Source organism: Catenibacterium sp. AM22-6LB (genome assembly GCF_003435615.1).
GTDB lineage: Bacteria > Bacillota_I > Bacilli_A > Erysipelotrichales > Coprobacillaceae > Catenibacterium > Catenibacterium mitsuoka_A.
In genome coordinates this window covers 46,242-68,458 of the sequence record NZ_QTUM01000005.1, presented here as the reverse complement: position 1 = coordinate 68,458, position 22,217 = coordinate 46,242, and the positions used below count along the sequence as shown (strand labels likewise).

The following is a 22,217-nucleotide window of genomic DNA, read 5'->3' as shown; positions in this document are numbered from 1 at the left end:
TTGTTCATTAATGGTTCCATAAATTAAAGTAAAATTTCTCCTTTCCCTCTATCATACTTTGAATTCGTTTGTACCTAAGTACCGTCATTCTTACCATTATGAATAGATTCTAGTAAGAACGTAAAAGGTCACTCCCCTTCGCTACATTGATGTTATGTTGCATCAATATCGTTCACTACTATGAGAGTGTCTGACTCCTCATGACGTACTTATCACTTCGAATTGCTCTTATAGATAAGTACCTTGTTGTATACCAAGTAGTCATAAGGTCTCACAGGGTCATCGCTATTTCCTTAATATCATGCCAACTGACTTCACAATAGAAGGCCTATGTTATCGACTAGTTCATTGGTAACACAGTGAATAGACTTCCACATTCTTCGCAATGTCGTCACACATTCTACTGCCGCACTTTCAGTTCACACTTCGTTTCGGCCTGATATTTCATCTACAGTTCTCTCGAATACTGCATCTCCTTCATACACCGCCTTACGTTGATGCACTAGATTAGACTTCTCGAATAGCACTAGCGCGCACGAGGTAGGACTTTAACCTACAGGATTTCTACATTCCATGACACATTTCAAGTTAATAGAAACCTATCTTGAATAATCATTTATTAGTAGAAAATGTCATGCCCCTGTTGACATGACATATAAGCGACTGCCTGTCGCACAAAAAATAAGGCATGAAAATGCCTTATTTAACTACACGTAAGTTTTCTGTACCTTTTTCCATACATACTGGGGCATGGATTGTGAATTGATAATGTGTTTCATATAAAACAGCACGCTTTTCATCTTCTTTGATTTCAAAGCTTTCAAGTGATCCACCCTGTTTACACGCAACAAGTAAGTACTTATCTCTAAATAAGAGTAGAGACTTAGGTCCTTCATCTGTTTCCATACAATCCACTCTTGTAAGCTTTCCAGTTTCTTTATCTCTTTCAAAGGCAACAATTGTATCATCACCTTTATTGATCACAAAGATAAAACGTCCATTTTCAGTAATAACCATATCCATTGGTGTATTGACACCATCATATTCATCCTTAGAATAAGTCATCACTTCATCTACTAAAGTAAACTTATTATGCTTTACAGCATAACATGTAATAGTGCTTGAGATTTGATTGAGGATATAGGCAAATTTACGGTTACTAGAATAAACAAGTTTTAATGGTCCACTTCCAGGATTTAACTTAAATGATAATTCTTCATCCTTAGTAAGTTCACCCTTTTCACCTTCAGTAAAGAAGATGACTTCATCACCACCTAAATCAGTGACAATAAGTTTTGTATTATCTGGAGTGAATGTCATAAATGTAGGATGAGATTCAGTTTGTTTGACTGGATCAATACTATGACCATCTAACTTTACTGTTTTTGATACTCTAATGATTTTAGAAGTCTTAATTGGTATAGTGACTACTTCACCATTATAATAATCAATCGCATAAGCATAATCACGATCTTTATTTAAGACAGTCTGGATATATGTACGTCCTTCATTACCGATTCTTGCTGCAAGTCCTAACTGAGTTTCCATGCAGGCATACTGCCAGATACCACCATCCTGAGCACGTCCTGTCCCATTACGGTAAGTTAAATACATGAAACGTCCTTGTCTATTCATTGCGAGAGGGCTAGCTAGAGACTTAATGAATGATTTCTTGATGATTTCTCCATTATCTACATTAAGATAGAATGCATAAATACCACGATCAAGATCTGTTCCTTCGCTGCCTACAAAGAAAATATCTACTGTTTTTGTTTTACTAAAAAGTCCCATAATAATCTCCTTACTAAAACTAGGTAACGGTTGTTACCTAGTTCTTATCACATTCAGAACAATCTGTGACGCAGTCCCCATCTTCGCATACACAGCCATCACATTTATCATCTGTTTCTTCTTCATCATGCATATTGAAGTCTTCTAGAACTTCTTCTAGACGCTCCCATTCAGCTGGATCTTCAATATCATATAGATGATTATCACCATCATATCGAGATGCAAAGATCTGCTCATCATCTTCTTCACTATAATACATGACATATTTATTTCCATTCTCTTCATCTTCATAAGTGAAAAGAATTTTAAACACATTTTCTTCCCCGTTATTATCGGTAATCACAATTTTATTATCGTCCATTGCTTATCTCCTTATCTTATCAAGATACCCCTGAAGAATTTCAACTGCTGCCATCTTATCAACAACCTGTTTACGTTTCTTTCTTGAAACATCACCAAAAATAAGATTATTTGTCGCAATAACAGTTGTTAATCTTTCATCTTCCAGAATAACTTCAACATCCATCATCTTCTCTAAACGTTCTTTAAAATCAATAGAAATCTGTGCACGTTCACCAAGATCACCATTCATATGCTTAGGTAATCCTAAGACAATTGTATGAATATTATTCTCTTCTACGATATTCTTGATATGATAAGCACATTTCTTATATGCGTTTTCGCTGAAATGATAAGTTTCTACACCATGTGCAAGCATTCCTAATGTATCACTTATCGCAACACCGCAAGTACGTGATCCTAAATCAAGTCCTAATATCTTTTCCACTATTTAGACTCCAAATAGAACTTTACAAGTTCTTCAATAATTTCATCACGATCAGCTTGCTGAATAATAGATCTTGCACTCTTATGACTTGAAATATAAGCAGGATCATTAGAAATAAGATAACCTGCAATCTGGTGAACTGCATTATATCCTCTTTCTTCTAAAGCCTCAGCAACTGTCATTAAGTTGTTTCTAATTACTTCTCGTTTGAGATCTTCTGAGTTAAATACTCTTGTCTGTGTATAATCTTGTGCCATAATGAACCCTCCCTATATCACTTATTTTAGTATAAACGAAGATAAAATTCAAATTTTTTACAATTTAGATTTCACTGCAGCAACTGCTTCATCAATCTTATCTAGTGTTGGTGCACCACCCTGAGCGAAATCAGGTTTTCCTCCACCACGGCCATCAAGAACTTCATTCATAGCCTTTACTAAGACACCTGCTTTATATGTATTTGTAAGATCTTTAGTAATACCTACAAAGTAAGAATTCTTACCTTCAAAAGTACTAGTTACTACTACAACACCACTACCTAACTGGTCTCTAAAATCAAATGCCATCTGTTTAGCGGCTGCATTATCTTTTTCTACATGAGTATAAAGGAACTTCACACCATTCACTTCTTCAACCTGAGAAGCCTGGTTCTTTGCTTCTAAAGCATTTAACTTACTAGTTAATGTTTCGATTTCTTTTTTCATTGTATTAAGTGTAGTCATTGTGCTTTCAGCTTTTTCTACGATCTTATTGAAATCATTTGCCTTAAGTACTGTACCTACTTCTTCTAAAGTTTCTTCAGATTTTCTTAATGCTTTATAAGCAGCTAAGTTAGTAACAGCTTCAATTCTTCTTACACCAGAACCAACTGAAGTTTCCATTTCAATCTTGAATAAACCAATCTTTGCAGTATTAGAAACATGTGTACCACCACATAATTCTACTGAGAAGTCACCTACACGTACAACCCTTACAACATCACCATATTTTTCATCAAATAAAGCTGTTGCTCCTGCACTGATGGCTTCTTCCTTAGGCATTTCTTTAACATCTACATCAACACCCTTGAAGATATATTCATTGACCATATCTTCTACAGCTGTTAATTCTTCTTTTGTCATCTTTGATGGATGAGTGAAGTCAAAACGTAATCTGTTTTCATCTAAGTAAGAACCAGCCTGACCAACATGTGCGCCTAAGACATTCTTTAATGCAGCATCTAATAAATGTGTGGCTGTATGGTTATTTTCAATTAATGCACGACGTGCTGTATCCACTGTGAGTTCTACAGTATCACCTACATGTACGCTGCCACTCGTTAATTTAATATAATGTAAATGCTGACCATTAGGAGCCTTTAATACATTAGTGACTTCTGCATCAAACTGATCTGAATGAGAAGAACCTGTATCTGCACACTGACCACCCATTTCAGCATAGAAGTTAGTTGTTTCAACGATGATTTCACCTTCATCAGAAAGTTCATCCACCTTTTCTCCATCTTTGAATAAACCTATAACTGTAGTCTTACAAGGTGCTGTGTCATAAACAAAAGTAGAAGGTGTAGTGAAATCCATTAAATCAATCTTCTGAGAAGCCATTGATTCTCTTTCACCACGGGCTGCACGAGCACGATCCTGCTGTGCTTTCATTTCTACCTGGAATCCTTCACTATCAACAGTGAATCCAGATTCTTCTGCGATTTCAATAGTTAATTCTAATGGGAAACCATATGTATCATATAACATGAAAGCAGTAGAACCATCAATTACCTTATTATCAGAGTGTGCAATAACATCTTTGATCTTCTTTTCACCCTGAGATAATGTCTTATGGAATGCCACTTCTTCTTTCTTAACAGCTTCCTTAACGAATTCTGCTTTTTCTGGAAGATAATCATAGAATTCTTTCATGTTATCTACTACAACATCTACTAAAGTATATAAGAAAGGCTTATCGATACCAATGTTTTTACCATAACGAACAGCTCTTCTTAAAATTCTTCTTAATACATAACCACGTCCAGCACGGTCAAACATAGCCCCATCACTTAATGCGAATGTAACAGTACGGATATGGTCGGCAATAACTCTATAAGCCATTTTATCTTCTGCATACTTCACATCAGCTAGTTCTTCAGCTGCATGAATGATCGGTAAGAATAAGTCTGTATCGAAGTTTGTTTCACCTTCCTGGATGATTGAAGTAATTCTTTCAAGACCCATACCAGTATCAATATTCTTATGTGGTAATTCTTTATAATCTTTACGATCAATTGTAGGATCACAATCAAACTGAGAGAATACGATATTCCAGATTTCTACATAACGGTCATTTTCCATTTCTTCAAAGAATAGTCTTTCACCGATATGATCTGGGTCATATTTTTCTCCACGGTCATAGAAGATTTCACTATCTGGTCCACCAGGTCCTGCACCAATTTCCCAGAAGTTATCTGCAGTCTTTAAGATATGTGATGGATCTACACCACATTCTTTAGTCCATACATTGTATGCATCTGCATCATCTGTATAAACAGTGATATATAGTTTATCTTTATCAAAAGCAAGCCATTCTTCACCTGTTAAGAATTCCCATGCAAAATGAATTGCTTCTGTCTTAAAATAGTCACCAATAGAGAAGTTACCTAACATTTCAAAGAATGTATGGTGACGTGCTGTCTTCCCTACATTTTCAATATCGTTTGTACGAATAGATTTCTGTGCATTTGTGATACGATTACATGCTGGTTTTTCTGTACCATCAAAATATTTCTTTAATGCCGCTACACCTGCATTGATCCATAATAATGTTGGGTCATCATGGGGAATCAATGAAGCACTTGGTTCAACCATATGTCCCTGTTTCTTGAAATATTCAAGGAATAATGCACGAGTCTGATTACCTGTTAACTTTTTCATAATATCCTCCTAAAATAAAAAAAGCCATTCCTTAAAAGGAACGACTTAAATCGCGGTACCATCCTTATTCATAGATAAATATATCTATGCCCTTTATGACTTTAACGCAGTCATACGTTGATGTTTACATCACTCTCGAAAGGAGCCTTCCTTCATACACCCAAGAACTCACACCACCCGTTCTCTCTCTTAAGACCTCTATGAAGTACTTGTCTTTCTCAACGATTATGCCCCTATTATACATAAAAAAAAGATAAGGCGCAAGCCTTATCTCTATTCTTCGATTAAAGAACCTTCTGCAAGCATTTCACCCTTGATTGGTAATAACTTGTAGATCAGTTTCATAAATACTGCATCAAATGGTAACATGATTACTGTAGTTACAATATTGAATACTGTATGGAAGTTAGCCACCTGATGTGCTGGAGTTCCAGAAAATTGTGCAATCCATGATAATAATGGTGTAGCAGAACATATAATCAAGAAGAAGATTGTACCTACTAAGTTAAATAGGACATGGAATGTCGCAATACGCTTAGAGTTTCTACATCCAGTCACTGATGCAAGAACGGCAGTAATACAAGTACCGATATTTAATCCACATACCATGAATGCTGCTGTACTAAATGGCACTAAGCCTTTAGTTGCAAGTGCAGATAGAATACCTACTGCAGCTCCAGAAGACTGGATCAAAGCAGTAAAGGCAGCTGCAAATAATACGGCAAGTATTGGATTAGAAAGAGTTGTCATTAATTTAATAAAGACAGGTTCCTTCTGAAGTGGCACAACGGCCGCGCTCATCATATTAAGCCCCATGAAGAGAATACCAAATCCAGTCATAACTGAACCAATACCTCTCACATTACGATTCTTAAAGAATAAGCACATGAAGACACCCACAACTGCAAAGACCGGTGCGACAACACCTACATTAATCGCAATCATCTGTGCTGTAATAGTTGTACCGATATTAGAACCCATTACAACCCAGATACATCTGTTTAATGTCATTAAGCTGGCATTCATGAAACCGATCAACATAACAGTCACTGCAGAAGAACTCTGTACAGCAGCTGTTACACCGATTCCGACAAGAACACCTTTAAATTTTGTATTTGTTAGTTTTTCTAAGATAGTTTTTAAGCGGTCACCTGCAGCATCTTCTAAGGAATCACTCAAAACCTGCATTCCATACAAAAAGAGTGCTAGCCCACCTAATAAGTCAAGCCAATTCGTTATTTTCATAATCTCGTTTTCCTTCTTTTACCACTACATTATAACGTGTCTCTACGTAAATGTCGTTAACTAAATGTTAAAATAATCTTAAGTTTATGTAAAGTACTTTACAAAAATAACTTAAATTTAATGTTTTTAACGAACTATTTACTTGATTATTCGAAGTCAGATATCGAAAAAGAAGAAGTTTTATGTCTCTCCTGAAAACGTTTGAGTAATGTTGTACGTCTTTGTTCATCCTGATTATTATGAAGGCCACGAATAAAGACATTATGATCTCCTAGGATAAATAAAGACTGCTTGGCTCTTGTGATACCTGTATATAATAAGTTTTTCTTCATCATAATGCTGTATTCTGGAAGTACTGACATAATAACAATCTTAAATTCATTACCCTGAGATTTATGAACAGACATACAATAAGCATGTCTTAACATATTGAATTCAGTCGTACGGTAGTTTACAAACTGCCCATCAAAATCAACAGTGAGAGTATCATAAGATAATCCAGTATCTTCTTTCTTTTCAATTTCTACTAAGATTCCTACATCCCCATTATAAACATCATCATCAGGACGATTTTTTAATTGAAGAAGCTTATCTCCTTCTCTAAAGATCTTACCACCCACTTTGATTTCAGCTTTATCACTTGTTGGCGGGTTAAACATAGCCTGTAAAGATTCATTTAAAGCATCTATACCTGCTACACCTCTATACATAGGTGCTAATACCTGTACATCGGATGCATCATATCCCTCTTCTACCGCTTTTTTCACAATAGTCTGCACACATTGTGCAACATCCTTGTTAGGACATACTGTAAAATGAATATCTCGATAATCTTCGAAAACACGAGAATCATAATGATCATTTCTGATATCATGAGACAATGCGACAATACCACTGCCTTCTTCTTGACGATAGATTGTCTGTAAGCAGATATGTGGAATACCACTCAATAACATATCCTTTAAGACGTTACCTGGTGATACTGATGGAAGCTGCTGGTCATCACCAATAAGTAATATTTTATGTACATGAGCACAAGCATCTAATAATTTAGAAAATAAGAGTGAATCAACCATTGAGAACTCATCAATGACAAGCAAATCAATATCTAATGGATGATCCGAGTTCATAGAAAATGTATTGGTAGAAATATCCCATTTTAATAATCTGTGAATAGTAGATGCTTCTAGTTTAGTAAGTTCTGATAATCGTTTTGCTGCACGCCCTGTAGGAGCTACGAGTCCTATCTTTTCATCAGGATATAATGAACGATAAACCTTTAATATAGCTTGTACAATCGTTGTTTTACCAGTACCAGGACCACCTGTTAAAATAAGTGCTGATTCTTCTAAAAACTTCTTAATCGCATTCTTCTGTATTTCATCATAAGTAATACCCTGTAATTCTTCTGTTCTTTTAATCTTTTCATCAATGACGGAATCTTCAATAGACTGCGTTGATTGTTTAAGATAACGTTCAAACTTTTCCGCAATCATTGTCTCACTTTCATACAAATCTCTTGGATAATAACGGTCTTCTTCCTGAATAACCTTATTAGCTATGATTTGGTCTAGATTCTTCGCAAATAAATCATCAGGACATTCAGGTAACATACGTCTAAAGTGATGATAAAAGGATTCATAATCACTATAGGTGCTTCCTGTCTGGAAACATAAATCCATTAAAGAAGCTAGTATACCTGCCTGGATACGTTTATCATCTAATGGTTCTACACCTGTTTTCATTGCAAGTTCATCAACACTTTTAAAACCAATACCTTCTATATCATCAATGAGGCGATATGGATCATTTTGTAATACATCAAGTGTCTTATCTTTATAGAAGTTTTGAATGAGTGGTAAATTACGAGTAGAAATACCATTTCCCATAAAGAAAGATAAAACCTGTTGATCATAATCCTGACTTGTCAATACACCTACAATATTCTTCTTAATTGTTTCTGTAACATTGGGAATATTATTTAAACAATCAGGATTATCCTTAATAAGAGTTAAGGCTTCCTCCCCTAATGCATCCACAATTCTTTCAGCCGTCTTCTTACCTACTCCCTTAAAGAGTGATGAAGAAAGATAGCGGATAATCTCACTTCGATCATCCGCTAGAATTATTTCATAAGAAGACACTTTGAATTGTTTACCATAACGGGGATGTGTGATATAGCTTCCTTTAATACGATAACGATCATCATTATTTACATAGGACATATTTCCTATAATAGTGAATTTTTCATCATCTGTCTCAAAAGCTGCTACTATATATTTATTTTCTGGATTATAGAAAATAACTTTACTAATAATGCCTTCGTATTCTTCCATTATAAATAGTCAATCTCCTTGCCGTCTTTATAGACTTTATCAATTGTACCTCCACCTAGACATACATCTCCATCATAGAAGACAGCAGCCTGACCTGGAGTGACAGCCTTAATTGGTTTCTTAAATGTAACATAAAGTGTTGTTTCATCAATAAAGTGTAATGAAACATCATTATCCTTCTGACGATATCTAAACTTAGCAGTACAGTCATATTCACCTTCTGGCTTTGTTGCAGAGATCCAGTTGACATCAGTAATCAATGCACCATGAGATAATAACCATTTATTACTATCACCCTGAGCAATATAAAGAATATTCTTGTCATAATCTTTTCCTACGACAAACCAAGGTTCACCATTACCACCAATACCTAAACCTTTTCTCTGCCCGATTGTATAATACATAATACCCTGATGTTCACCAATAACCTTCTTAGAGACAATATCTACCATCTTGCCTGATTTAGCCGGAATATAGTTTTTTAAGAATTCTCTAAAATCTCTTTCACCAATGAAACAGATTCCTGTAGAGTCCTTTTTATGTGCTACAGGAAGATCAAGTTCTTCTGCAATTTGTCTTACTTCTGGTTTAGTGAATTCACCAATTGGGAACAATGAGTTATTTAACTGATTCTGATTCAATTGACATAAGAAATAAGTCTGATCCTTATTATTATCTACACCACGAAGCATCACTGATTCTTTTCCTTCAGTATGTACAACACGGGCATAATGTCCTGTCGCAATGTAATCAGCATCAATAGACTTAGCATAATCTAAGAAAGCTTTAAATTTAATATGTTTATTACATAGGATATCTGGATTAGGTGTGCGTCCTTTTGCATATTCTTCTAAGAAATATGTAAAAACCTGATCCCAGTATTCTTTAATAAAATCCACTCTACGGATTTCAAGTCCTAAATGTGATGCAACTGCCTGTGCATCTAAATAATCTTTTTCCTGTGGACATACATCATCATCATTTGTAGGGTTTCCTAGAATATCATTATTTAATGAACTATCCCAGTTTCTCATAAATACACAGATTACTTCGTAACCTTGTTTCTTTAATAAATAAGCAGCAACGGCACTATCCACACCGCCACTTAATCCAAGTACAACTCTTTTCATGTTCTACCTCCCTTTGTCTAGTATTCTACCACACAAAAAAGGCTCTTGAAAGAGCCTCCTATTATTCTGCCTTCATTCTTGTCATTGGAAGCATTGCAGCACCGATAGCACCACAGTCTTCTAATTCTGTTTCAAGTAGTGGAATATGATTTCTCATACCTACATGAATCTTCTGATTGAATTCTTTTGTTAATTGATCTAGGAAATACTTCTTAGACTTCATAACACCACCACCTACTACAAAGCAATGTGGATCAACTGTATGTGCGATATTTGCGAATAATGTAGCAAGTTCACTAATGCATTCATCCGTAATACCCTGAGCTGTTTCATTACCTTCAGCAGCTAATCTAAATACATCACCTGCATGATGTACTAAATCTTTACCAAGAGCTTCCTGACCCTTTCTAGTGATTGCAGTACCAGAACATTCTCCTTCTGCAGCACCTGGGTTTAAAGCACCCTGCTTATAACCATTATTCTTAACGATGATATTACCGATTTCACCAGCATGTCCTCTACCACCAGAGATTAACTGTTTATTGACTGTGAAAGCGCCACCAATACCAGTAGAAACTGTTACATAATAACAAGTTGGATAATTCTTACCAGCACCTAATACTGCTTCAGCAAGACCTGCAACATTTGCATCATTATCTAAGAATACAGGTTTATTGAATTTTGTAGATAACTTTTCAGCAATTGGGTAATTTTCAAAACCAGGAAGGTTACTTGCCATAATCATAACACCCTTTACAACATCAACCGGTCCAGGTACACCAATACCAATACCTTCTACATTTTCAATACCACCACATACTGTATAATCGATTGCTTCAATCTGACGACAGATTTTTGCAGTAACAGCATCTGGACCTTTTTCTCTTTCAGTAGCATCCTTCACTTCACTATATGACTGACCATTTTCATCAACAAGTAAAGTTCTTACGTTTGTACCACCTAAATCAATTCCAATATAATACTTCATGTTCAATATACCTCCTTGAAATATTATATTACATATTACACTTCCACGCTATGAAAAAAGTTCTTTTTGTATCTTTTCTAACTGTTCTGGTAACTGTGATGTAACCGTTTTACCTTTTAAGTAGCTCATAGAGCCTATCGGATCCACAAAAGTTAATTGATAAGCATGGAGGAACTGATGATTGAGATGAAATTTTTTCTTTACTTCCTTATTCCATTCAAAATCTCCATATTTACTATCACCCATAACCGGATGTCCTGTCGCACTTAAATGAATACGAATCTGATGTGTACGACCAGTAATAAGCTGTACTTCTACTAAAGAACAGGTAGAACATCTTTTTAAGACATGTACTATTGTTTTCATAGATAAAGCCCCCGGTGTATCTTTCTTTACTAAATACATCTTTCCTTCATCTTCATTCTTTTTGACGTATCCTGATAATGTAGCATCCTTCATATGTCCCATCGCAATAGTAAGATACTTCTTTTCAATGCCTTGTCTTGTTTTCATCATTGTATTTAAATCCTGAAGTGCACGCATATCTTTACCAAAGATGACAAGTCCACTTGTATTACGGTCTAAGCGGTGCACCGGACCTGGTGTAAAGCTGATATTCTTTTCTGGATCATATTCACCCTTCTGATATAAATAAGTGAGTACCTGGTTAGATAATGTATTCACTGATTCATTGATATCTTCATGAACAAGCAATCCTGCAGGTTTATCTACAATAAGAATATGTGTATCTTCATAAACAACTTTAAAAGTAATAGGTAACTCATAAATTGTTAAAGGCTTTGTGTATTCCTTGAATTTATCTTCATATAAGAATAGTTCCACCTCATCTCCCGAATGAAGAATATAGTTTTCCTTTACTCTTTTGCCATTTACTTTAACATCTTTTTTTCTTAACATTTTATATATAAGTGAAGAAGGTGCTTGGACTAACACTTTCTTTAAGTATTTATCTATTCTTTGATGATCATCATATTGATCGATTACTAGTTTTTTCATAATATCTCCTTTACCCCCTCATTATAGCATACACCTCTTAGATTATGGTATAATAAAAGTCGAGGTGACAATCATGGAAAAACAAATAGATTCAACAACAATTTATGATGGAGCCATCATAAAGGTAACTAAGGAACATGTATTATTACAAGACGGTAATACCGCCGTACGTGAATGTGTGTATCACCATGGTGGTGTATGTATTCTTGCGATAGAGGATGATGAAATTATTCTTGTAAAGCAGTTCCGTTATCCAAATAGATGCGATACATTAGAAATACCTGCAGGTAAGCTAGAATTAGGAGAAGATCCTGATAAGGCCTGTTATCGTGAATTTGAGGAAGAAACAAACAGACGTGCTAAAAATATGCGTCCTATCTTAAAGATGCTTCCTACACCTGGTTATTCGAGTGAAATACTCAGAATATATGAAGCAGAAGACTTCAAGGAAGTAGAAGATTCTTTACAGTGTGATGCAGATGAATTCTTAAATATCATTAAAATGCCTATCGATGAAGCTTACAAAGCAATCTTTGATGGACGCATTATTGATGGTAAAACTGTCATTGCAGTTATGTACGCTTATAACAGAAAACATTGCAAATAGTAAAAGAGCTCTAGGTTAAGAGCTCTTTTTACTTAGTATAGAGTATTTAATCACTTCTACGATTGAAACAATCACTACATTCATAATATAACAATGAATCATCTTTAAAGCAGAAAGAGTCATCAATGTATTATCATTCATATAAGTATAGTAATCTGGAATAACATTCGTAATAGAATGAAGACCATTGAAGATGAATTCAAAAATTGATTCAACAACATCAATATAACCTAAACTAATTGCATGTAATACCTTCACAACAGGCTGATCCATCATATTACCTAACGCAATATGAACTACTAAACCAAGTAAGAGAATCATCAATGATAATAATAAGACATAACTAATATTAATAAAAGTATTAATAATATGATGATCAGGCTTCTTTTTTTGTTCTTCTACCACTGGTTCTTTTTTATCTTCTTCTTTTTCTTCTGGAGCATTGTTTTCAGCTTCCATAACCTTTGCGATGACATCATTTAATGCAGCCGTATCCTGCGCATTCAGTGATAATGAGGTAGGTTCTTCTTTTTTTTCTTCTACTACAGGTTCTTCTACTTCTTCTTTTTCTAATTCTGCTAGATCTTCATCACTGAAGGTAAAACGTCTTGGACGTTCTTTAGTGAGTTCAGAGAGTTTAGATATATAAGTAGATTTAATGATTTTTAATAAGTCAGGATCATCCTTATAAACTTCCTGCAAGTTTGCGAATAAAGCCTTTAATTTAGCAACAGACATCTCTTTGTCCATACCAAGAAGCGGTTCAAAGATCTTATAATCTTCATAACGACCAAAAAGAATATCATTCAATGCTTCATACATTGTATTGGCTACCTGATAAGAACAACTGATTTCATCATCTCCTGCTTCTACCAAATCATTTAAATAAATAGTATTCATTCCAATATTATTAGCTGAATGAAGAATACTATTCATAGAAGTAATGACTAATGTATCTTTAGGTGTTACCTGGAATCTTTTATCAATATAAGCAAGCAGTTCTTCTGAAGGAAGTGCTTTAATATCTGTATCACATCCAATAACATAATCAACTTTACGATACAAAGAACCAAGTTCTAGATAATTAATAGCTGTTTTAGTTTTATGAGTAGAAACAATTGCAATTGGAATATTATTCTGACGAAAGTATTCAAATAACTCAATAACACCATCTTTTGGTGATAAACCCTTCATGTTCAAATAATTATATAAATCTTTTTCTACAGTTGCATTAAGCTTCTGGCTATTAATTGTCGTCGCAAGCGGAAGAGTTTCATACATTGAATACATATTACCTAAAGCATGATAGAACTCTTCAGGAGTGACAGTAATATTTTTCTTTTTACATAAATTTTTATAGAAATTATAGCGGAGTCTGTTTAGGGGGAATATACATCCATCCAGTTCTATGATTGCTAGTTTTAATTCTGTATCCTCTCTCATAAATAATACCCCTTTCCCTAATCTAACCTCCATTATAGCAAATTCCCAAATGATATGCTATCATATACAACAAAAAAGCAGAACCGAAGTTCTGCATTGTTTACAAATGGTCTCCCCGCACGGGCTCGAACCGTGGACCCTCTGATTAAGAGTCAGATGCTCTACCAACTGAGCTACGGAGAGATAGTTCTTGATATTTCTATCAAGAATATCAGGTTTATCCTGTTAAATTTTAAATGGTCTCCCCGCACGGGCTCGAACCGTGGACCCTCTGATTAAGAGTCAGATGCTCTACCAACTGAGCTACGGAGAGAGGTGTGTCCTCAACAGACGAGTTATATATTACACGATTAAGAACACTTCGTCAACTACTTTATGAACTTTTTTTACTTTTTTTTAAAACAAGTCATCATTGTTCTTATATTTAGAGTTTATGATGATTGTTTCTGTATGATCAATACACTTCTGTACTTCTGATGCAAAGTCCCATTCTGCTTCATAGCCTTCTGCTTTATAAGCCTTAGGTTTAGTAGCTGGATTATGTGGTGTAAAGATTGTACAGCAGTCTTCAAATGGTCTAATAGAGATATCATATGTACCAATCTTTTCTGCAATCTTAATGATTTCTAGTTTATCCATACATGCGACTGGACGAATAACTGGAGTAGTAATCACCTGATTGATTGTATTCATAGATTCAAGTGTCTGAGATGCGACCTGTCCGATACTTTCACCATTCACTATAGCTAAGCAGTCATTCTTCTTTGCAACACCTTCCGCAATTCTATACATCATACGACGCATCACTGTCATAGCATAAGATTCATCACAATGATCATATACAGATAACTGAAGATCAGTAAATGGCACGATATGTACTTTAATAGAGCCATGTGTATAGTCTTTTAAGACATTGACTAGATCTAATACCTTTTCTCTTGCCATTTCATTTGTATAAGGTGGAGAAGCATAATGAATACATTCAATATCTACACCACGCTTCATAGTGAGATAACCTGCCACAGGTGAATCAATACCACCAGACAGCATTAATAAAGCTTTACCACCAATACCTACTGGATAGCCTCCTGCACCTGGAATCATATTATCCATAATATAAATTGCATCTTTTCTATATTCTACACGCACTAAGATATCTGGGTTATGTACATCAACAGATAATTCTTTAGTTGTATGATGGAATACATAGCCTGCAATTTCTTTATTCATTTCAATAGAATTCTTAGGATATGATTTATCATGTCTCTTGGTATCAATCTTAAATGTATTTCCTTCATCATGATCAATAATATAAGTAACAACTTCTTTTGCTTTTTCTAAGTCATGTTCCACCTTATAACATAATGAAAAGTTATGAATACCAAAGATTGTCTTTAACTTATCTGTTACTTCTTCCGCATTTTCTTCATTTAAATAAATATAAAGACGGTCATATGTTAATTCATATTCTAAGGCAGAATAGTCATGAAGTATTTCTTTTGTATTCTTTAATAGTTTTCTAATGAATAGTTTACGGTTCTTTCCTTTTGTAGTTAATTCTCCAAAACGGACAAGGATATGATCTGGTTTCATCTAATTACCTCTGTTTCTTAATTCTATTTAATGTATCTTTTAATGCATCTAGGAATGTATCTAATTCCTCTTTTGTAGTGAGATGTGAGAATGAGAGTCTGAGTGCACTTGTTCCAACAAGGGGATCTAAATGCATAGCAGCAAGTGTATGAGAGATTTCTACTTTTTTACTTGAACATGCACTCTTAGTAGAAATATAGATTCCTTTAGTTTCTAAATCATGCACAATAACTTCTGGTTTATAGTGTGGACATGAAATGTTTAAAATAAATGGACTTGCATCCTCTGGTGAGTTAATCACTACATTGTCCATCGCACTTAATTGTACACGTAAATAGTCATTTAGTGACTTTACATAATCATAATGATTCTTTTGTGATTCAATAGCTTTACGCATTGTCTTTGCGAGTACAATATCCACGCATGCATTACTAGTACCACCTCTTAAGCCATTTTCCTGCTGGCCACCGTTAATAAGAGGCACAATGCTTGCAGTACGCTTCTTATAGAGTAATCCACTTCCCTTTAAGCCAAATACCTTATGAGCTGAGAAAGTAGCTAAATCTATATCATCTAATGTAATAGGAAGCTTACCTAAAGCCTGTACCATATCTACATGATATTTAGTCTTAGGATTCTTTTTATGTACAATAGATGCAATTTTATGAATAGGATTAATTGTTCCTACTTCATTATTCACATACATTGTAGAAACAAGAATTGTATCTTCTCTTATTAAAGATTCTAATTCTTTTAAATCAAGATGTCCATTTGAATCAATAGACACATAATCTACATCAAAACCAAACACTTCCTCTAATTGTTTAAATGTATTGGCAACACTTGAATGTTCAAAAGCTGTTGTAATAATATGCTTTCCTCTATTCATATATTGGAAAGCTGTTCCTTTAATTGCTGTATTGTTGGATTCTGATGCACATGATGTAAAGATCAATTCATCAGGAGAAACATGAAGTAATTTCGCAATATGAGCTCTTGATTGCTCAATCAAACGGCTTACTTCGTAACCTGGTGCATATGCAGAATCAGAATTCGCAAAATAAGTTGTTAAAAGTTTTGTATATGTAGAGCGTATTTCCTCATCAAGAGGTGTCGTAGCTACATAGTCTAGATAAATCATCTAATCACCTCGCCTTAAATAATAACGATATAAAAGAAAAAAGTCCACCCTAAGCGGACTTAATTTCTTTCCTTTTAATAAGCTCTTCATATTTTCCTGGTTCAAGTCTTTCTAGAATATCTACTGCAACTTGTAATGCATTACGATATTCACCATTTCTAAATAAGACTTCAGCCTTTGTAAGTTCTGTATTCACTTCTAAGAACATTGAACGATAACGGTTCGCATAAACAATCGCATCTTCAACCATACCTGCAGTTACAATCATATTATGTACATTATCATAAAGCTTATAAATCACATCTCTTGCCCCTTCTACCTTGGCACATAACTCATTCAATACAACTGGTTTATGGGTTTTAAAACGTTTAATCTCTTCTACTTTATTATAAGAATCCGCAATATAATCACGATAAGAGTCATTTACTAAAGGAAGATGTTCATTCTTGATTTCTGACTTAATTTCTAATAAGACAATATTGATATTTTCTAAGAGTTCTTCTGTTTTCTGATTCTTAGTATCAATATCTTCTTTCTGCTTTTTAAATTCTTCCAGATAAGCATCATGCTGCATCATTCGATCATATAAATTTTCTACATGTTCCAACATATTTGCATAAGCGAAATGTCCAGATTCCATCTGTTCAATTAAATCATTGGCATCCTTTTGAATCTGTTTAAATTCTTCATACTTCTTACTGATTACAACTTCTTCTTCATCAATCACAAATTCAGTAATCAAACGACGATATTCTTTCATTGTATTTTGATAAACATCTGTCAATCTCTGAAGTTCATTATAACTTTCTCTCCACTTTTCCTTAAACTGCTTATAAGAATCAAGTTCTTTACCCAAATCAATCACTAATTCTTCAATTAATCCAGTTAATGGTTCAAGTACTTCTGCTGCACCTTTGATATCAACATTCTTTACATGGGCAATAGATTCTTCCATCTGTTCATCTACTTCCTGACGGCGTGCTGCAATATTCATTTCTTCAAGTGCATATTCATCACCTTCTAAAGAAGTAATCAATTCATCCACCTTATCAATCTTACTTGGTAATAAGTCAGATACAACATATACATAAGAAGGAAGATCCTTTAAGTTCTCTTGAAGACTATCAATACGATTTTCAATTTCTTCAGTAAAATTCTTTGCATCCGCAAACATCTGATTATTCATCAATGTTTCAAGTTTCACAAAATCATCATCTAATTCTTTAAACATTTCTAAAGCATGTGGTACAAATTCTTCTACTTTAACACGAATCTTTTCATACTCATTGCCTACCTCACGGTATTTTCCTTTTACTCTAATGATTTCTACACGCTGGATGTTTTCTATTTCTGTCACCTTCTCAATACGTGCAAGAAGGTCTTTAGCGTCATGATCATAACGCTGAGTCATTTCACGAATCAACGCAAACTTCTTCTTTATACCATGGGTCTTTCCATAAAATAAAGATTCATCCACTTCATTCACAAGAACACCTAATTCATTCTTTTGGAATTCAGTAATCTTTTCAAAATCTTTTGTGAATTGTTCATATTCTTCAGCCACTTCTGGCATATTTTTCGCAATAGACTGTACACGGCCTAATCTATATTGTAATGGTAGTGTTTTAATTCCATTGATCTGGTTTTGTAAGTCCAATATTTCCTGACGATATATCTTTAATTTAATTGAATGATATACAATCATGAAAATAATCAAAGCTACAAGAATAGTTCCAAATATTATTAAGTTTCTTACTCCTACATATTCTATAAAATTCTTCATATAATCCATAAAACATCCCTCTCTTACATATCGATATAATTTTATCATATTTTCCAAGTCATTTCATTATGGAATCATGAAACACTATTAAAAAATACACATATGTATATTTCTTTTTGTGAAAATCTTTACTCTTTCTTAAAAATAGGAATATGATTGTATTGTTTAGGGAGGGTAAAAGATGAATGAAAGTACAGATTTAATTAATGGAAAGATATGGAAAGCCATCCTCTGGTTTTCTATTCCAATGTTAGTGGGGAATTTATTTCAACAGCTCTATAATACTGTAGACTCCTATGTTGTAGGGAACTTTGTAAGTTCAGGTGCCCTTGCAGCAGTTGGGCAGTCTACACCAATCATTAATACTCTTGTTGGTTTCTTTACTGGTCTTGCGACAGGTGCTGGAGTAGTCATAGCCCAATATTTTGGTGGCAACCACTTAAATAAGATGAAAAAAGCAATTCATACTTCAATTGCCTTAACTCTTATTTTATGTGTATTATTCACTATTCTAGGTATCGGATTATCAAAACAAATTTTAATTCTTATTGGTTCTCCTGATTCAGTCATGGCTCCTGCTTCTCTATATTTACGTATTTATTTTGGTGGCATTTCTTTTGTATGTATTTATAATATGGGATCTGGTATATTACGTGCTGTAGGTGATTCTAAAACTCCTTTATACTATTTAATTGTTGCATCTATTATAAATATTATTTTAGACTTTGTTTTTGTATTATATTTTCATATGGGTGTTGCCGGTGCTGGATGGGCTACTTTTATTGCCCAGGGAATCAGTGCATTACTTGTTATGATCAAATTAGTATTCTCTAAAGAAATCTATAAAGTAGAGTTTAAAGATATTTCTATTGATATGCCTATTTTAAAGAAGATTATTGAAATAGGAATCCCTACTGCCCTTCAGCAGTCCATTGTATCTTTTAGTAATGTCATTGTACAATCTTATATTAATTCATTTGGTGCAAATGCAGTGGCTGGTTATACTTCTTATGTTAAAATCGATGGATTCCTACAGCTGCCAATTCAAAGCTTTGCGATGGCTATTACGACTTTTACTGGACAAAACATTGGTGCGCATGCCATAGATCGTGTTAAGAAAGGTCTTCGTACAACAATGGCAATGACTTTTGGAGTAACAACTATTGGAGTGCTTATTATTTATATATTTGGAGAACAATTAGTAGGTATCTTCTCTAGTGATCCCGAAGTGATTAAATATGGTTATTTAATGGCACGAATATTCGCAGCAGGTTATCTTACATTACCTGTCATACAGATTATATCTGGTGCATTAAGAGGTGTTGGTTTATCAAATATTCCTATGTATTTCATGGTAGGGACTTTTGTCTTTTTAAGACAGATTTATCTTGCAATTGCAGTACCTTTAACTCATAACATTGGTATTGTATTTGCAGGATGGCCAGTTACATGGGTGATCTGTATGATTGGTTTACTTATTTATTACTTCCGTGTACATTGGTTAGATCACGTATAAGAATATCGGTATTATTCCGATATTCTTTTTTTGTAGTGGTATAATTATGTAAGGAGGTAAAATCATGGAAAGAAGCAGATACTTATTACCTAGCAACAGTTGAAGGTGATCAGCCAAGAGTAAGACCTTTCGAGACAGCACATACGTTTGAGGGAAAGCTCTATATTCAAACAGGGAAGGTAAAGAATGTGTCAAAACAGATTCATTCAAATCCAAAGGTAGAAATTTGTGCATATAAGAATGATGAATGGTCACGCATCGCAGGAGAACTTGTAGAAGATGATTGAAGAGAAGCCAAACAATCCATGCTTGATGCTTATCCATCGTTACAAAAAATATATAATGCAGATGATGGAAATACAGAAGTATTCTATTTTAAGAATGCGGCTGCGACTTTCTATTCATTTACACATAAAAAAGAAGCAGTCAACTTCTAGGGAGGAAATTATGAACAGTAAAGAATTATATAGAAGACTTAATGATATACTCTCAAATATATCAGAAGAGGATTATCCAGAAATCTATAATATCATAGAAAATGAAATTGACTTTTCAGATGAAGAAGTCTATGAAGAGGCTTATAATATCGCAGAAGAATTACATGAAGCAGATGGTACAAAGATGCTTCCTGAATGTGTCACTGATTTCATTATAGAAGTCTATAGCGATGAACTAAACTCAGGAAATATGGATGCTGCATGTGATATTGGATCACTCTATTATACAGGTCGTGCTGGTGAGCAGAATTATAAAAAAGCTGTTGAGTATTATACAATTGCAGCAGATGGAGGATGTCGTCAGGCACAGGAAAATTTAGGATATTGTTTTTACTATGGTAGAGATATGCCCGTAGATTATAAGAAAGCATTTCATTATTTCGCATTAGGGGCATTTGATGGACATCTATGTTCACTTTATAAGATTGGTGATATGTATCGTAATGGTTATTATGTAGAGAAAAATGAGGTAGAAGCATTCCGTATCTATATGCATTGTGCCCAAGGACTTAATGAAGATAATATTCATCTAGTAGGTGCTGATATTATGATGCGTCTAGGTGATTGTTTCTTTAACGGTATTGGTACAGAAGTAGATAACAAGCAGGCCTTAAAATATTACCAGTTAGCTGAACAGATGTATTATGAAAGACTTGAATCAGGAGATTTTCTCATTAAAAACTGTTATAAGCATGTTTTAAGAAATCAAGAAGAGGCAAGACAAAGATTAAATGATGTATTGCCTGGGTATGAGTGGACAAAATAAGAGGTAACATATGATTAAAACAATTCTAGGTGATATCACAAAAGTAACAGATGTAGAGGCTATTGTGAATGCAGCGAATAATCTTCTTTTAGGTGGTGGAGGCGTAGATGGCGCAATCCACAAGGCTGCTGGAGGTGAACTACTTAAAGAATGTAGAACACTTCATGGATGTGAGACAGGAGAAGCTAAAATCACAAAAGCATATAACCTTCCTTGTGATTATGTGATTCATACTGTTGGACCAATATGGTATGGTGGAAATCATAATGAAGAAGAATTACTGGCTAATTGCTATTATAATTCTATGAAGCTTGCAATGGAGCATGGTATTAGAAAGATTGCCTTCTCTTCTATTTCTACTGGTATCTATCATTTCCCAGTTGAAAAAGCGGCGCATATTGCACTCGAGACAGTATCTCAATTCTTAAAAGAACATACTAATGATTTTGATTTGGTAGAATGGGTTCTCTTTGATTCACATACTCAATCTGTATATGAAACAGAATTGAAGAAATTTATGTAGTTTTCATCAACTTTTATTTGACTTTCACTACTTTATTCAGTATAATCAGATTCGCAATAAAATGAATAGCGGTACATAACAGTCGTGCAGCTACGTTCTTGACTTAGGGATGCAAAGTATCTTACCGCAAGAG

19 protein-coding genes, 2 tRNA genes, 1 pseudogene and 1 other annotated feature are annotated in these 22,217 nt (G+C 34.3%); of the genes and pseudogenes, 6 read left to right on the top strand and 16 right to left on the bottom strand.

The features are described from left to right. Positions 1-699: 699 nt before the first annotated feature. The 10 genes from DW269_RS02570 to DW269_RS02525 form a co-directional block, all read right to left on the bottom strand. A complete protein-coding gene (locus DW269_RS02570; protein WP_117458421.1) occupies positions 700-1,791 on the bottom strand; it encodes a beta-propeller fold lactonase family protein in 1,092 nt (363 codons plus the stop codon). Positions 1,792-1,828: 37 nt separating this feature from the next. Beyond that, positions 1,829-2,152: a DUF1292 domain-containing protein gene (locus tag DW269_RS02565; protein WP_117458420.1), complete on the bottom strand. Its 324-nt coding sequence runs from the start codon at positions 2,150-2,152 to the stop codon at positions 1,829-1,831. Positions 2,153-2,155: 3 nt separating this feature from the next. Continuing rightward, positions 2,156-2,578 carry a Holliday junction resolvase RuvX gene (ruvX, locus tag DW269_RS02560; RefSeq protein WP_006506262.1) on the bottom strand — a complete coding sequence of 141 codons (423 nt, stop codon included), beginning with the start codon at positions 2,576-2,578 and terminating at the stop codon, positions 2,156-2,158. Then, the gene (locus tag DW269_RS02555; protein WP_006506263.1) at positions 2,578-2,835 is read right to left on the bottom strand and encodes an IreB family regulatory phosphoprotein; all 258 of its coding nucleotides are present in this window, start codon (positions 2,833-2,835) and stop codon (positions 2,578-2,580) included. Before DW269_RS02555 ends, ruvX begins: the two co-directional genes overlap by 1 nt. 57 nt (positions 2,836-2,892) lie before the next feature. Continuing rightward, positions 2,893-5,499, bottom strand: a complete 2,607-nt coding sequence (gene alaS, locus DW269_RS02550) for an alanine--tRNA ligase (protein ID WP_117458419.1) — start codon at positions 5,497-5,499, stop codon at positions 2,893-2,895. 33 nt (positions 5,500-5,532) lie between these two features. Further along, positions 5,533-5,730: a binding site (T-box leader), on the bottom strand. A 42-nt stretch (positions 5,731-5,772) separates the two neighbouring features. Continuing rightward, positions 5,773-6,744, bottom strand: coding sequence for a Na/Pi cotransporter family protein (locus DW269_RS02545; RefSeq protein WP_117458418.1), 972 nt, complete (start codon positions 6,742-6,744; stop codon positions 5,773-5,775). Between the two features lie 146 nt (positions 6,745-6,890). Then, positions 6,891-9,080 (bottom strand): ATP-dependent RecD-like DNA helicase, encoded by a 2,190-nt coding sequence (locus tag DW269_RS02540; protein WP_117458417.1) that lies wholly within the window; start codon positions 9,078-9,080, stop codon positions 6,891-6,893. After that, positions 9,080-10,210: a tRNA 2-thiouridine(34) synthase MnmA gene (gene mnmA / locus DW269_RS02535; RefSeq protein WP_117458416.1), complete on the bottom strand. Its 1,131-nt coding sequence runs from the start codon at positions 10,208-10,210 to the stop codon at positions 9,080-9,082. The genes DW269_RS02540 and mnmA overlap by 1 nt, the downstream gene beginning before the upstream one ends. A 61-nt stretch (positions 10,211-10,271) precedes the next feature. Continuing rightward, positions 10,272-11,198 (bottom strand): ROK family protein, encoded by a 927-nt coding sequence (locus tag DW269_RS02530; RefSeq protein WP_117458415.1) that lies wholly within the window; start codon positions 11,196-11,198, stop codon positions 10,272-10,274. Between the two features lie 48 nt (positions 11,199-11,246). After that, positions 11,247-12,215 carry an RluA family pseudouridine synthase gene (locus DW269_RS02525; protein ID WP_117458414.1) on the bottom strand — a complete coding sequence of 323 codons (969 nt, stop codon included), beginning with the start codon at positions 12,213-12,215 and terminating at the stop codon, positions 11,247-11,249. Between the two features lie 73 nt (positions 12,216-12,288). Here DW269_RS02525 and DW269_RS02520 point away from each other — a divergent pair, with 73 nt between their 5' ends. Beyond that, positions 12,289-12,822 (top strand): NUDIX hydrolase, encoded by a 534-nt coding sequence (locus DW269_RS02520; protein ID WP_117458413.1) that lies wholly within the window; start codon positions 12,289-12,291, stop codon positions 12,820-12,822. 15 nt (positions 12,823-12,837) lie between these two features. Here DW269_RS02520 and DW269_RS02515 read toward each other — a convergent pair whose 3' ends face one another. The 6 genes from DW269_RS02515 to DW269_RS02490 all read right to left on the bottom strand — a co-directional run bounded on the left by DW269_RS02515 (position 12,838) and on the right by DW269_RS02490 (position 18,791). Continuing rightward, the gene (locus DW269_RS02515; protein WP_158546290.1) at positions 12,838-14,265 is read right to left on the bottom strand and encodes an HAD hydrolase-like protein; all 1,428 of its coding nucleotides are present in this window, start codon (positions 14,263-14,265) and stop codon (positions 12,838-12,840) included. Between the two features lie 107 nt (positions 14,266-14,372). Next, positions 14,373-14,448: transfer RNA gene (locus tag DW269_RS02510), tRNA-Lys, on the bottom strand. 54 nt (positions 14,449-14,502) lie between these two features. Further along, a tRNA-Lys gene (locus DW269_RS02505) sits at positions 14,503-14,578 on the bottom strand. An 83-nt stretch (positions 14,579-14,661) separates the two neighbouring features. Then, complete coding sequence (gene thiI / locus DW269_RS02500; protein WP_117458411.1) at positions 14,662-15,858, bottom strand: tRNA uracil 4-sulfurtransferase ThiI; 1,197 nt, start codon at positions 15,856-15,858, stop codon at positions 14,662-14,664. Between the two features lie 4 nt (positions 15,859-15,862). Beyond that, complete coding sequence (locus DW269_RS02495; RefSeq protein WP_117458410.1) at positions 15,863-16,999, bottom strand: cysteine desulfurase family protein; 1,137 nt, start codon at positions 16,997-16,999, stop codon at positions 15,863-15,865. Positions 17,000-17,048: 49 nt separating this feature from the next. Further along, positions 17,049-18,791 (bottom strand): septation ring formation regulator EzrA, encoded by a 1,743-nt coding sequence (locus DW269_RS02490; protein ID WP_117458409.1) that lies wholly within the window; start codon positions 18,789-18,791, stop codon positions 17,049-17,051. A gap of 172 nt (positions 18,792-18,963) precedes the next feature. On the opposite strand from DW269_RS02490, the gene DW269_RS02485 reads away from it, so the two are divergent. From DW269_RS02485 to DW269_RS02470, 5 genes and pseudogenes are all read left to right on the top strand, one after another. Beyond that, positions 18,964-20,298, top strand: coding sequence for an MATE family efflux transporter (locus DW269_RS02485; RefSeq protein ID WP_117458408.1), 1,335 nt, complete (start codon positions 18,964-18,966; stop codon positions 20,296-20,298). 77 nt (positions 20,299-20,375) lie between these two features. Then, a pseudogene (locus tag DW269_RS12890) lies at positions 20,376-20,585 on the top strand (pyridoxamine 5'-phosphate oxidase family protein); the annotation flags it as partial. Between the two features lie 18 nt (positions 20,586-20,603). Further along, positions 20,604-20,735 carry a hypothetical protein gene (locus DW269_RS13095; protein ID WP_255413818.1) on the top strand — a complete coding sequence of 44 codons (132 nt, stop codon included), beginning with the start codon at positions 20,604-20,606 and terminating at the stop codon, positions 20,733-20,735. A 10-nt stretch (positions 20,736-20,745) separates the two neighbouring features. Next, positions 20,746-21,561 carry a tetratricopeptide repeat protein gene (locus DW269_RS02475; RefSeq protein WP_158546289.1) on the top strand — a complete coding sequence of 272 codons (816 nt, stop codon included), beginning with the start codon at positions 20,746-20,748 and terminating at the stop codon, positions 21,559-21,561. Between the two features lie 10 nt (positions 21,562-21,571). Next, on the top strand, positions 21,572-22,084 hold the full coding sequence (locus DW269_RS02470) for an O-acetyl-ADP-ribose deacetylase (protein WP_117458406.1): 513 nt from the start codon (positions 21,572-21,574) through the stop codon (positions 22,082-22,084). Positions 22,085-22,217: the final 133 nt, after the last annotated feature.

Bases quoted from the DNA above. Each gene is read 5' to 3' on its own strand.
- DW269_RS02570 (WP_117458421.1), bottom strand. From the start codon at position 1,791: ATGGGACTTTTTAGTAAAACAAAAACAGTAGATATTTTCTTTGTAGGC.
- DW269_RS02565 (WP_117458420.1), bottom strand. From the start codon at position 2,152: ATGGACGATAATAAAATTGTGATTACCGATAATAACGGGGAAGAAAAT.
- DW269_RS02555 (WP_006506263.1), bottom strand. From the start codon at position 2,835: ATGGCACAAGATTATACACAGACAAGAGTATTTAACTCAGAAGATCTC.
- alaS (WP_117458419.1), bottom strand. From the start codon at position 5,499: ATGAAAAAGTTAACAGGTAATCAGACTCGTGCATTATTCCTTGAATAT.
- DW269_RS02545 (WP_117458418.1), bottom strand. From the start codon at position 6,744: ATGAAAATAACGAATTGGCTTGACTTATTAGGTGGGCTAGCACTCTTT.
- DW269_RS02540 (WP_117458417.1), bottom strand. From the start codon at position 9,080: ATGGAAGAATACGAAGGCATTATTAGTAAAGTTATTTTCTATAATCCA.
- mnmA (WP_117458416.1), bottom strand. From the start codon at position 10,210: ATGAAAAGAGTTGTACTTGGATTAAGTGGCGGTGTGGATAGTGCCGTT.
- DW269_RS02530 (WP_117458415.1), bottom strand. From the start codon at position 11,198: ATGAAGTATTATATTGGAATTGATTTAGGTGGTACAAACGTAAGAACT.
- DW269_RS02525 (WP_117458414.1), bottom strand. From the start codon at position 12,215: ATGAAAAAACTAGTAATCGATCAATATGATGATCATCAAAGAATAGAT.
- DW269_RS02520 (WP_117458413.1), top strand. From the start codon at position 12,289: ATGGAAAAACAAATAGATTCAACAACAATTTATGATGGAGCCATCATA.
- DW269_RS02515 (WP_158546290.1), bottom strand. From the start codon at position 14,265: ATGAGAGAGGATACAGAATTAAAACTAGCAATCATAGAACTGGATGGA.
- thiI (WP_117458411.1), bottom strand. From the start codon at position 15,858: ATGAAACCAGATCATATCCTTGTCCGTTTTGGAGAATTAACTACAAAA.
- DW269_RS02495 (WP_117458410.1), bottom strand. From the start codon at position 16,999: ATGATTTATCTAGACTATGTAGCTACGACACCTCTTGATGAGGAAATA.
- DW269_RS02490 (WP_117458409.1), bottom strand. From the start codon at position 18,791: ATGGATTATATGAAGAATTTTATAGAATATGTAGGAGTAAGAAACTTA.
- DW269_RS02485 (WP_117458408.1), top strand. From the start codon at position 18,964: ATGAATGAAAGTACAGATTTAATTAATGGAAAGATATGGAAAGCCATC.
- DW269_RS13095 (WP_255413818.1), top strand. From the start codon at position 20,604: ATGCTTGATGCTTATCCATCGTTACAAAAAATATATAATGCAGATGAT.
- DW269_RS02475 (WP_158546289.1), top strand. From the start codon at position 20,746: ATGAACAGTAAAGAATTATATAGAAGACTTAATGATATACTCTCAAAT.
- DW269_RS02470 (WP_117458406.1), top strand. From the start codon at position 21,572: ATGATTAAAACAATTCTAGGTGATATCACAAAAGTAACAGATGTAGAG.